We start from the raw sequence: 12,250 nt of genomic DNA on the forward strand, positions 1-12,250 counted from the left end.
AATTTGTAACCAATACCAAAACTAGAAATATAAAGAAATTTTCCATTATCAATGGAAACACCATCAAATCCATATCCCATATCAAAAGATATCAATAAAAATAAATCAGAAAACGAATTTCTTAAGTATTCAAGAAAAAATACTCTATATTCAAATCCAAAATTAAAAATTGCATTAAAAATGCTATTAGGATCATCAAAAAAGGGAAAAGCCACCGGATATAAATTTAAAACATGGTAATCTATTCTGGTTTCTAAATCAGTATCAAATAAAGAATCGGATTTTAAAAAATCTAACTTAAAGCCTAGCTCTCCAAAAGGCAAAGAGAAAAGATATTTAAAATTCCAATGCACATTATAAATTTGATCTTCGTTACCCAATAAATACCTATAAACAAAAATCACTTTGGTATCCATTCTTTGAAATTCCGAATAATAGATTGGAACTAATAAACTAATTTTATTCTTCAAAGTAAGTGTATTGAAATATACATTTTCAATGTTATCAACCTTAAGTAAATTGTTAATTAATCCTATAGTAAAAGTATTTTCAAATTTAAAATAATTAAAATTATATCCAAATAAAAAATTCCCCTCATGTTCAATATATTTTTTATTAAAATTAAACGGTACCCTAATTTCATAAAATATTTTAGAGAAAAAATTCCTAAAAAAATAATTAAAACCAGATGAAAATAAAATGGTTTTGTAATAATCAGACCCTAGCCCAATAAAAGGGGAAATTTTAGAATCATTTAGCAGATAATATAAAGACAAATCAAATGTATTTGGTATGGATAAATAATCCATATCAAAATCAAAGCCCATACCACTAATCTTTAAGCTATTTAGTTCTCTTGAAAATAAGTTAAAACACATTAAAAATATAATTACCTTTTTCATTGTTTTTTATTATTCCCTTAAACCTTAAAACTCATACTAATACTTAATATTTGATTAAAAGGCATATTTTTAAATAAAATCTTTTCTTCAAAAGGCTCAAATATGCTTTTAATTTTTAAAGAAAACCCCTTAGTAATATCAAAAGTACTTTCAAAATAAATTTGCCAAGCATTATCATTTAAATTTGTTTTTAAAAAACACGACGTTTTAAGTAAACTTTCAATCCAAGTTAAAATAAGCCCTGTAGATATAAAATGATTATTGTTTTTTGAATAACTTTCAAATACAAAGGCAATGGAATTAAAAATTACATTTTCAAAATCAATATAATACCTAGAGCCCAAAAGATATCTATTATTCTCGCTACAAAATGCATAATCTAGATCATAAAGCAAATCATGTCTTATGGTAGAATAAAAAAATAGTCCACTATAAATCTCAACAGATAAATCAAAAATAAATTTGATATCCATATTGCCATTTTTTAGATTAAAAGGGGCTTCTACCATTAATAGAAGATCCAACTTGGGAAATGATAACTGAAAATAAGTCCAGGGTGATAAATATTTTGATTTTTCAAGTCCATCAAGACTAAATTCATCTAATATAGCACCAAAAGAAAAAATATAATTTGAGACAAAATAATATATCTCTGCCAACCATTCTTCTGAATCTTTTATTCTATCTAAAATAATATTCTCTATTAATCCACTACCTAAATGATAATTTTGTTTTCCTAATTTAAAAATTAAATTATCAAAATAAAAATTTAAAAACAAATTTTTAAAACTTAAATAATGATTCCCCTTCTTTATAGTTAAAGAAGGGGCAACTCCAAATTCAAAAATACCATGATTAATAAAAGCCCCTAAATAAAATTCATTTTCAAAACTGAATATTCCAGTACCAAGAAAATCTTTCTCATCATAATCTGAAAAAAAATATGAAAAATTACTACTCAACCCAAGCTGTTCCTTGATAATAACACTAGAAAATAAAACACTGGGAATTATTAATAAAAACCAAAACAACAAAAATTTGGCAAGTTCCATTTTTAACTTATCCTTATTTTAAATAGTTTTTAGCAATATCAAATACTCTTAAAAAGCCTTTCATAGTAAAGATAGAATTATTTAAATTGGTTTTGGAAAAATTTTTTGTATACACGATTGTACGATGATTCTCAAAAATTCTATCAACAACTTCAATATTAGCAAAAGCACTAACACCACTAATAAGGCCTTTTTTATAAATCACCTCTCTTAAAACATGAGAATTCCTATCTTTGTGTAAAGTCGAAAATTTATTTGAATCATATCTAATTAAATCAACAAATGGATAAAGAGATGCTTTTTTTGATTTAAACTTTAAAAGATTTTTATTTCTTTTCTCAAGCAAGCTAAAATCTTCTTCAAACCTTAATCCAATAATATCTTGCAATGAAGATATGCCCTTAACTTTATAAGAGGGACTAACTTTAATGGGATTTGAAGATTTGCTGCTTAACATAAAATAACCTGTGTCTCTAATTACAAGAAATGCAATGTCCGATTTTTTCCCTTCCGTATATACTAAGCAAGAATTTGAATTATTAGAATTTATAATTGAGAACCCTTTGCTTTTTTCTTTTAAAACTCCATCCAAATAAATTTCATAAACTAAATTAACAACATAAATCCCTGGCTCAATATTAGGAAAAGCCAGTCTAGAAAAATTTTTTTCTAAAGAATTTGATTCATTAGAATATAAAAAACTAGCAACATAAAAATAAATAATAACAATAAAAGCTTTAAACATTATTTATCACCTCCACTATTGATCTTTTACTTGCCTTAATAAAGGGCAAAACTGAAGAAATAATTGCAACTAAAAAAATAAATAAACAAACAAAACAAATATCACTAAAATAATATGAAAAATTAATAAAATAAGATTCTGTATATCCTGGAGGAGAAAATCTTATCTGCTGTAATCCAATTATCAATTTTAAAAAATAAGAAATAGCAATGCCTAAAATTATATTTATAGCAGTAAGAATAAATATTTCCAAAAATAAAGTACAAAAAAGCTCTAATTTTGTAAGACCGATTGCTCTTAAAGTTCCAAGCTCTCTAGTTCTTTCAAGGCTCAGTGCTGTCATTATTTGAAAAAATGATATAAATATTAGCAATATTATTAATATTGACAAAAATTTAAACATCATTTTATTAATTCCTACAATAGATTTGAAAGACGGATTAATTTCATACCAATCACTATACTCAAAATCTATATTGCTTTTATTTCTTAATACCTCCAACTTATTTTTAAATTTATTTAAAAAAGAATTATTTTTTAAATAAATTTGAATTACATGCGCACCGTCTTTAAAATCAAAAAAACTTTTCAATGTATTTATACTAGTAATAGCAACCATGCTATCTGTTTGAATAACTGGAAATTTAATAATTCCTGACAATCTAATATCTTGTAAAATAAGACCTTCACCCAACATATCTGTCATCAGAGTTAACTTAGAATTTTCTTTTGTTAAATTTTCTATGCCAAGAGAAATTGCCAAACTACTTCCAATTAAAAAATCACCAACAGAACTATCAAAAAGAGGATTCCCATCTACCAAAGACAAATTTTTTGTTGCAAAATCAGGATTTTCAAATGCAGTAGCAAAAAAGGGTTTACTTAAAAAAGAATTACCAATAAGACCTTCAAAATTTACTATTAAATTGCTAGATTTAAACTCAGAATATTTGTTTATCTCGTTTTTGATTTGAAATATTTCACAATCCTTTAAGATTAGATTATTTTTAATGCTACTAAACTTAGGATTAAAATAATTTTTTCTAGCAATCTGAATATGCCCTGTAGATGAAACAAGCCCTATTTCCATGCCCTCACTACTATAATTCATATATCCTATAAAAAGTAATAAAAACACTACTGAACTCACCAAAAGAAATGAAATCATCATAGATCGTCTTACATCTCTAAAAATATTAAAAAAAGCCAACTTAAGCATAACTACCTCTAAAAATAGAATAATTTACCATCTTCTATTCTGAAAAACCTATTAGCAAATTTTTCTAAACTAGAATCATGCGAAACAAATAGTCCTATTGCATCATTTTCTTTTATATAATTTTTTATTGCAGAATAAATAAAACTTGCTGTTACACAGTCCAAATGACTTGTTATTTCATCTCCAATAATCAATTTAGGATCATAAACAAATGCTCTGGCTATTCCTATTCTTTGTTTTTGTCCCCCAGACATATATGAAGGACGCTTTTTTATAAAATTTTCAAGATTAAACAATTCTACCAAGCTATCTACCTTGTTTTTACATTCTTTCGAATTCTTACTCGAAAATTTTAAAGGTAACAAAATATTCTCAAACCCAGTAAGACTTGGAATAAGTTCAAAATGTTGAAATATAAGCCCCATATTACATTTTCTAAAAAGCGTTCTTTGCTTCTCTTTCATAGAACTTAAAATAAAAGAATCTAATATTATCTCTCCACTGTCTATGATATCTATACCTGAAATTAAATTGATTAAAGTAGTCTTGCCGCCTCCTGTTGGACCTGAAAGCCAAACCATGTCTTTTGATTTTAGACTAAAAGATATATCTTTGTTTGCATAAACTATTTCTTTAAAAATTTTGTAGCTTTTATTAATACTATTGATACTTAGTTTCATATCCCTAACCTTAACTTAACTATAATCAGAAGAAAGGTAAGCCTTTCTTTAATTTTTCAAAAGCAATCTCTGTAAGATATCCATTAGGAAATATTTTACAAGCAGACTTCAAACAGTCTATTGCTTCAACTCTTCTATTAATACGTATAAAAAAAGAGCTTTTTGCTATTTCTTTTAAATATCTTTGCCTTTTATTCATAAAAACTTCTTCTGCTCTATTAAAATAATAAAGAGCAAACAAATTCCTACTAAAAGTTTTATTTGTAACTCCTGATGTATAAAACATTGCTAATGGTAGATTAACTTTATAATTTTGATTATCCATAATTAAAGCTTTGTCCAAAAATCTTTTTCCATTTACAATATAAAAATAAGAGTTTGAAGAATCGTGGGTGATTAAATTCAAAGCAAGTTCCCCTAAAGCTCTAAAATAATCAGAAAATTCATGAAGAAAATTAAAAGAGGCTTTAATACTATGCTTATATGTAAGTAAAACCCTATTAATCAAATTTTTGTATTCATTAACATCATCTATTAAATAAGCAATATCACAAAAAACTAAGGAAATAAGCAAATTTAAATAATTAAATTTAAAACTGCTTCTATCATATTTAGATAAGATGTTATTTTCAATTTTAGAAAGAGAAGATATTAATATCTTTGCATAATTATAAACAGCACCCCTTAGCTCAACAGAATAATAATTAGTATGAATTTCTTCAATTTTTTCTATATATTTTCCTATATCATTGTCAAAAGCAAACAAGCTAAATGAAATAAAAAAGATAAACAAACCACTTTTCAGTTTCATAGAATTTATCCCTATAAAAAAGTAGCAAAATCAAGGCAACTCGCCCAAATTATTTCTTTTAATGACTATTTTATGGAAAAGCCCGCTAGGAAATATATTTTTAGCCTCATCTAAACATCTTTTATATTCATTTTCTTTTTTGAGTCGAAAGTATCCCTGACTTAACCATACATTCGTTAGATATTTTTCTAAATTTCTTTTACTATATTTAAGAGCCTTTTGCAAAAATTCTATTGCTTGCTTAGGGCTACCCCCGGCAATTCTTGGAGAATATAAATACCATGTTGCTAAAGAAATATTGGCAAATGCATTTTCATTATCGATTTCTAAAGATTTAATTAATGCATTTTTAGCTTCATTTGAAATTTTAACTAATTGCATCCCCCCCATATATCTTAAAATAGATAAATTCAAATCCCCTAATATCCTATATGCATCACTTCTAACTGATTTTTGACAATCTTTAAAAAATGGAGAAGAAATAAAATCTAAAATAACGCTTTTCGCATTCAAAAATATAGAATAACTATCAGAAGAATTTTTGATAGTTGCGCTTTGAACTAAAGATGCAATCTGAAAATTAACAATACTGATAAGATAATTTTTTCTAGTATCATTAAATGATTCTAATTTTTTATCTAAAGTTTTAAATTCATCTATATAAAAGTTTATATAATCAGATTGATCTTTTAAAGCAAGTTTATTGTTACTATCACCAGAATAATAACTTTCTAGAATATCATTATATTCTATATTCAAATCTTCAAAAAAATTAGCATGCAGAAAACTAAAATTTAAAATTAGAAAAAAAAGACAATTAAAAAAAAATTTCATAACCTTTTACCACCTTATGATTAAGGATAATTCAATAAATAAATTTATCTAATTTTAATTCTAAAAAAATTAAAATTCTTTTTTAAAAAAATTACATTTTTAAAAAGAATAATGACAAGATTATTTAAAGTTTGATAACTCTTTATGTAAGCAAATCTAAACCGGGTTTACTTTTTCTAGTAAAGTCCTTCTTTCTTTTTTAATTGTAATATTTATATAAATAAAACTACCAAAATAGGATTGGTAAATTAGCTCTACATAGGAATATTAAAAGCAATAAACTTATTAAAAATGTAGTAGTAGTAAAAGATGTTGATGATAAATATCATATTTCAGTAACAGTTGAGTGCTTAGATGTTAAAAATAACAATAAAACTAAATACAGTAAAAAGAGCTAGTTGGTATTGATATGAGCATGGGGCACTTTTTAGTAAGTGGTAGAGCAAGAAAACCAATCGCCCTAAATATTTACTAAAATATGAACGTAATCTTAAGAAATACCAAAGAAAACTATCAAAAAAACAAATGGGCTCTAGAAATAGAGCCGAATCTAGATTAAGAGTTGCCAAGTTGCATAGTAAAATTTTAAATCTAAGAAAATATTTTATACATAAATTATCTTATTATTTTGTAGCTAATTATAAAAATATAGTGGTCCTTCAAGATCTTTAATTAAATTATTATATTTATCTTTTATAACGCTTAAATTACCAGATTTTACCCATATAACATAACCTACTATAAACAATTCAAAAACCTCTCCTTCTTTTAAGCCTTGTTTTTTTATGATATTAAAATAGTGTTTTTAACAACAAAAATATGAGATTTTTTGAACTGCATTAAATAATTTTTTGACTAAAAAACATGCTCTTTGGCTTGAGATTAAATTCAGTTGAATATTGTTTTTTAGCGATATGAAGAAGATTATTGAAAAATTAAATGAAGATGATTTAGCCCTAAATCATCTTCCGCCTATTATTTGAAAACTATAATAAAAAGATTTTGACAATTTTTTTAAGTTTGGGTTCTAAGAGATCCAAAGAATTACTTAACTTGTTTCTCAAAATTAAAACAGGTTGAACAATGATTCATTTGAAACCAAGGATTTTTTATCCTATCTTTTCATTAATAATCTGTGCTTAGTTAATCTTTTGTTTTTGATAGGGCTTGGGCATATTTGTTCTGATAATGAGGATTATAATTGTTTTGATGATCCTGCTTCCACGATTAGTCAACAGTTTAAAAAAATAAAAAAATCTTTAATATTATCTTTAGAAAATTCTAACGTAAAATTAACATAATTTCTCTTTTTTATTAATAAAAATATATGCCTCAATAAATTAAATTTAGAATTACCACTTCTAACTAAAACCTTATAAAAATGCGTATTAAACAAATACATATAAATTTTTACTTGTTTTTTATTGGAAGATTGCTTTTTTACTAAAAAGCAAAAAATATAAAATATCAACCAATTTTTAAAAAAATAGTAATAAATTTTCACAACTAATTTAAATGGTTTTTATATTCAGTTTAGTGAACATAATTATTGTTTCATACTTACTTTAATAATCAAATTGTTACTTTTTTAAGTTTTTTAATACCCACTTTACAATTAGTGCTTCGTCTAAGTATTTTTTATTGTAAAACCCATACATGTGTTTTTCTAAAGCTATAAATTTATCTACAAGTGATTTATTATATGGTGTATTTATTTTTTCTCTTTTTAATAAACGGAACAATCCTCTCAAATAACAAAAACCACTGCCCTTTATAAATCTAAATTCTATGTAATATGTCGTTGAGAATGTATACGATTTTTTAATCCTTCCTATTTCATATCTCACAGATATATTTTTTATTGGTTTTCTAGCTCCATAAAAAATTCCTAAAAACCCATCCCCTTCTATTAAGGGATAAAGACGAAACTCTTGAAATTCTTCTTGACATAACAATTCTTTAAATGATATGCGACATTGATTTTTTTTAACATCAATTCCTAATTTGTGAAGATCTTTCATTATTTTTGTATGATAAATGGTTCTCTCTTTTATTTGTTCTTTCTTTAAGAAAATCCCTTTTTTCTTTTTATTAACTATTTGCTCATTTTTTTGTATAAGCCTTAACACACTTTCCATATTCAACTCTTGTATAGTTTTTTTATTTACTTTCAATAAAGTAGAAACTTTTTTTGTTTCTTATTATTTCTAGCAATTCGTAATAATAGGTATTATTAAATACCTTATTATATTCTAATTTTTTTTCGCCATTCAAATATGTTTTCACAATTGGTTTTAGAACTTCAATTTTTTCTTTTTTTCTTAGCCAATCAATAAGTATGTTGAAAATGTTTGTTTTTATTTGCTTATAATCTTTTTGTGAATTTTCTTCTTTTATTTTAGTTTGTTTTTCTAATTTATGTTGGATTTTACTTAGGTCTTTATACTTTTGATTTTCAATTATAAAATGGGGCTTAAATTTATAATTTTCATATATTTCCTTAATACTTGTTTCTAATTGTTTAACATTACACCCACTTTTTTCTAATTGTTTTTGAACGTTTTTTAATATTTCTTTTAATTTTCTTTGTTTTTCTATTAAATAAAATTTTTTTATATGTAAATTTTTATTTTTGGCAATATCAAATTCGGCCTTTTTAAAGATTTTTAGTATTTCAATCAAATTATCTTTACTAATATTTAAATTAAGAATAGGAAATAAATTTTTTGATAAAAATTTACATTTATTGAAATATTTTTTTATTTGATCTCTCTTTATTTGAGAATTACTTTTTTCTTCTTCTTTTATATTATTTTTATTATTAATACACTCCCCTAAATTTACATTCCTTTCTTTAGCGTAGTTGTTTTTAAGATAATTATTGAGCCTACATTTAAATCGGAAGTGGTTTTTTTCTTTAAAATATTGATTAATCTTAAGATGGCATTCTTTTTTAGAGTATTTAGGCTTGTAGTAAATTTCAGTTCCACAATTCACTCCCATGTGTCTATCTATGACGTATAACGGTTTGATTGTTTATGAAAGCTCGATTCTTTATGGAAAAAATTTAAAATAGACTAACAATGTTGATTTTTACTCTAATGTAGTACTTGCTATTTTTATTATTACTATTCCGGCCACTATCTTTTCTATTTTACTTCATTTGGCTATTAATCATATGAGCGTAGATAGCAAGATTAAGAAATTTATATTAATTCATTTTTACTGTTGTGGACATTGGCGGCTCAAATTCCTAGCACATGGTACAGTTTTGAAAGTTTTTTCAAAAAATTCTATAGTTCACGCATCAAAACTCTTAAAGATAAAATTCAAAATGAAGTTTCAGAAAAAAAAGAATATTATAAAAAAAGTAAAGAAAATTTGATGGTATATGAAGAAGAGCTGATAAATAAAATAAAGGAAAATAAATTAATGATAGAGAAGATTGAAAACAGACAATTAGAACTAGATCCTTCTTATATTACGATGACAAGTAATTTACAAAAAGCAATTGATAAAATTGAAGATAAAAATAAGGTTTTATTGGCAAAATTACAGAATCTTAAAAATGAAATTGACAAACTAGATAATGAGTTGTCTGATTTTATTCCTGCAAAGAAATAAGAAATAATTAGAACACAAGGTGTCAACGTTTTGTTTAAAAATTCTTCAATTATAGATAAAGAAGATCATGTAGAGAATTTAAGAACATGTTTTTTTTATTAGTATCTAGTACACTAGATTTGCTTATAGGGTCATTACTGCCATTTGTATATTGCGCTAGAAAAAAGTATATTACAGAGCATATTCAATTAAGCCCAAAATCGATAGTTGTTAATAAAGCAAAGAATAATACAAAATTTAATATTGCACCAATATTCAATTCTCATGAGCAGCTTTCTAATTTTGATAAAAAAATAATTACACAAAATAAAGCCGGTGTTAATAATTTAGGGAAACAACTATTTGATACCCTTGATTTTATTCTAAATTTTTTAGAAAACGATCAAGTTACAATTAATTCCATGGGAAATATATGTAAAAAATCGGGTAAAACAAAATATTTAGTAAAACTAAATATCAAGCTATTAATTGAATCAAATTTATTATTTATGAAAAAGAAAAGATATATTTTAAATGTGGCTCAAGCTTCAAAACTAATTAAATTAGTTAAAGAAAGCAGCGATGAGAAGCTAAAGACATTATTTGATAAATATAATTTCACCACCTTATTACCCGATACTATTTAACTTTTATCATTTAGTAATATTTCTGATAGCAATATTACTAAATGATTTGATGTGAACTCATAATGATTTGATGTGAACTCATCAATTAAATTAAACTTGTGTCAATTATGGTGTTTTATATGTATTTATATTTTAATTGCAAAAGCTTCAAAATTTAATCTAAGATGAATTTTGAACTATAAAAAGAATTTTTAGATTTATAGTTTCATTTATATCTCTAACACAATTCTTTTGCTTTTTATTTAAAGTTATCAAAATATCAATTCAATATTGTATATAAGTATTAATCTGATATAATTTATTATGGCTAACAACTTATTCGATTTAAGTTTGTGGACAGGAATATCACTTTTTATATACATAAGCTTAGGAATACTTTATCTATTTTTTGGGAAATTAGGTCTTTTTTGCTTTAATGCAATATTTTCAGTAATATCAAATATTGTTATACTAAACAAATTAAAAGCATTTGAAATGCATTTAAATATATCAGGAATTATTTTATTATCAACACTATTTTCTTTAAATTTAATAACAGAAAAATATGACAAGAATGAAGCAATAGATTCATCAATATTGTGTTTTTTGCTAAAAATGACCTTTACTATCATGATTCAATTTACATTAAGATTTGATCATAGCAAATCAGATCAATTAGAAATTCATTTGAAAATACTGTTTTATAATTTTGAGTACATAACAATAATATTGATTGGAACATATTTGGTTTTTTTATTTCAATATATTAATATAATTTTGTATGTTTATTTAAAAATTAAAATAAAATCTTTATGGATAATTCATTCTTTATCGAGGCTAATTTCTGTATTTTTAACTGGTTTAACAAGTCATATATTTATAAATGGATTATTAAAATTTTATCCTGAAGTAAGGGTAAAAGGACTTATAAATGGATCTCTAACTCTTATATTAATAATAACTTCAATTGACACAATTTTTTATCTGTTTTTAAATTCTTGGGAAAGAGTATGCGAAGTTTAATCATTAATAAGATTTTTAAAGATATGATAGTATATAAAGAATTGGATAAGTAACAGACAAGAGGCAAGTTGTAGATCATTTCATATTGAATTACGCAATTCTTAGATCCCAAAAAGCTGCAATGGATGTAATTAGAATAAAGCTAACTATTATCTCTAAATAGAATTAGAAAAATAATAATTTCTAAATATCAATCCAAATAATAAGAAATAGTTGGAACAATCCTTAATATTTTTTTTGGATAGCGTTCTTGGGGACCTAAGCTTCTATCAATGGGAAGAAATTCAAAACATCCTTGATTTGCGTTTTTAATTTTTCCTAATTTTGAGCTTGAATGTTTTGCAAATTCCAAAGCTGCTAATTTTGCATTTCTAATTGAATCTGCCAACATTTTGGGCTTTATGTCATTAACATTATCAAAGTAATATCTTGGCCCTCCGCTATTACTAATCAATATTCCTTGATTGTAAAGATCCATAATATTTTTTTCTGCCGCCTCCATCTTCTCAATATTCTTTGTATGAATATTAAAAGATATATAGGCTCTATACTTATAAAGCGATTCTTTATACGTATCTTCAATAAAGTCCATAAATCCCATTTTTATATGATCTTCACTAAATCCATGTTTTAAAAAAAAGTTTTCAATCTTAGACAGGCTTAAATTATTTGCTTTATTAATATCGTCAATAGTGTTGCCAGTTGAACTATATTTTAACTCCCATTAATGAGTGTTATAAAAAATATTATAATTC

13 protein-coding genes and 2 pseudogenes are annotated in these 12,250 nt (G+C 24.4%); 5 read left to right on the forward strand and 10 right to left on the reverse strand.

Going from position 1 to position 12,250, the window contains the following annotated elements; all coding sequences use genetic code 11:
- The 7 genes from QIA31_RS06015 to QIA31_RS06045 all read right to left on the reverse strand — a co-directional run.
- On the reverse strand, positions 1-902 hold a 902-nt coding region (locus QIA31_RS06015), incomplete at its 3' end, for a hypothetical protein (protein WP_418905474.1).
- Between the two features lie 17 nt (positions 903-919).
- On the reverse strand, positions 920-1,954 hold the full coding sequence (locus tag QIA31_RS06020) for a hypothetical protein (protein ID WP_418905475.1): 1,035 nt from the start codon (positions 1,952-1,954) through the stop codon (positions 920-922).
- A 13-nt stretch (positions 1,955-1,967) separates the two neighbouring features.
- Complete coding sequence (locus QIA31_RS06025) at positions 1,968-2,699, reverse strand: hypothetical protein (RefSeq protein ID WP_418905476.1); 732 nt, start codon at positions 2,697-2,699, stop codon at positions 1,968-1,970.
- A complete protein-coding gene (locus tag QIA31_RS06030; RefSeq protein ID WP_418905477.1) occupies positions 2,692-3,918 on the reverse strand; it encodes an ABC transporter permease in 1,227 nt (408 codons plus the stop codon). Before QIA31_RS06030 ends, QIA31_RS06025 begins: the two co-directional genes overlap by 8 nt.
- Positions 3,919-3,926: 8 nt before the next feature.
- Positions 3,927-4,598, reverse strand: a complete 672-nt coding sequence (locus QIA31_RS06035; RefSeq protein ID WP_418905478.1) for an ATP-binding cassette domain-containing protein — start codon at positions 4,596-4,598, stop codon at positions 3,927-3,929.
- A 25-nt stretch (positions 4,599-4,623) separates the two neighbouring features.
- Positions 4,624-5,409, reverse strand: a complete 786-nt coding sequence (locus QIA31_RS06040; RefSeq protein WP_418905479.1) for a hypothetical protein — start codon at positions 5,407-5,409, stop codon at positions 4,624-4,626.
- Between the two features lie 30 nt (positions 5,410-5,439).
- Positions 5,440-6,243, reverse strand: coding sequence for a tetratricopeptide repeat protein (locus QIA31_RS06045; protein WP_418905480.1), 804 nt, complete (start codon positions 6,241-6,243; stop codon positions 5,440-5,442).
- A 245-nt stretch (positions 6,244-6,488) separates the two neighbouring features.
- Here QIA31_RS06045 and QIA31_RS06050 point away from each other — a divergent pair.
- Both QIA31_RS06050 and QIA31_RS06055 read left to right on the forward strand, forming a co-directional pair.
- Positions 6,489-6,900: pseudogene (locus QIA31_RS06050) on the forward strand (transposase); the annotation flags it as partial.
- Between the two features lie 494 nt (positions 6,901-7,394).
- The gene (locus tag QIA31_RS06055) at positions 7,395-7,544 is read left to right on the forward strand and encodes a hypothetical protein (RefSeq protein WP_418905481.1); all 150 of its coding nucleotides are present in this window, start codon (positions 7,395-7,397) and stop codon (positions 7,542-7,544) included.
- 279 nt (positions 7,545-7,823) lie between these two features.
- Here the strand turns inward: QIA31_RS06055 and QIA31_RS06060 are convergent, their stop codons facing one another.
- Together QIA31_RS06060 and QIA31_RS06065 are read right to left on the reverse strand one after the other, a co-directional pair.
- Entirely contained in the window at positions 7,824-8,381 is a 558-nt protein-coding gene (locus QIA31_RS06060; protein WP_418905482.1) for a DUF226 domain-containing protein, read from the reverse strand.
- Between the two features lie 22 nt (positions 8,382-8,403).
- A complete protein-coding gene (locus tag QIA31_RS06065; protein ID WP_418905483.1) occupies positions 8,404-9,246 on the reverse strand; it encodes a plasmid maintenance protein in 843 nt (280 codons plus the stop codon).
- Positions 9,247-9,480: 234 nt separating this feature from the next.
- Between QIA31_RS06065 and QIA31_RS06070 the strand changes: the two genes are divergently transcribed.
- The 3 genes from QIA31_RS06070 (at position 9,481) to QIA31_RS06080 (ending at position 11,495) form a co-directional block, all read left to right on the forward strand.
- Positions 9,481-9,867, forward strand: coding sequence for a hypothetical protein (locus QIA31_RS06070; RefSeq protein WP_418905484.1), 387 nt, complete (start codon positions 9,481-9,483; stop codon positions 9,865-9,867).
- A gap of 86 nt (positions 9,868-9,953) precedes the next feature.
- A complete protein-coding gene (locus tag QIA31_RS06075; RefSeq protein ID WP_418905485.1) occupies positions 9,954-10,493 on the forward strand; it encodes a hypothetical protein in 540 nt (179 codons plus the stop codon).
- Positions 10,494-10,796: 303 nt separating this feature from the next.
- On the forward strand, positions 10,797-11,495 hold the full coding sequence (locus QIA31_RS06080; protein WP_418905486.1) for a VUT family protein: 699 nt from the start codon (positions 10,797-10,799) through the stop codon (positions 11,493-11,495).
- Positions 11,496-11,685: 190 nt separating this feature from the next.
- On the opposite strand, the pseudogene QIA31_RS06085 reads toward QIA31_RS06080, so the two are convergent.
- Positions 11,686-12,207 (reverse strand): annotated as a pseudogene (locus QIA31_RS06085) (SIMPL domain-containing protein); the annotation flags it as partial.
- Positions 12,208-12,250: the final 43 nt, after the last annotated feature.

Source organism: [Borrelia] turdi (assembly GCF_030439285.2).
Classification (GTDB): Bacteria; Spirochaetota; Spirochaetia; order Borreliales; family Borreliaceae; genus Borreliella; species Borreliella turdi.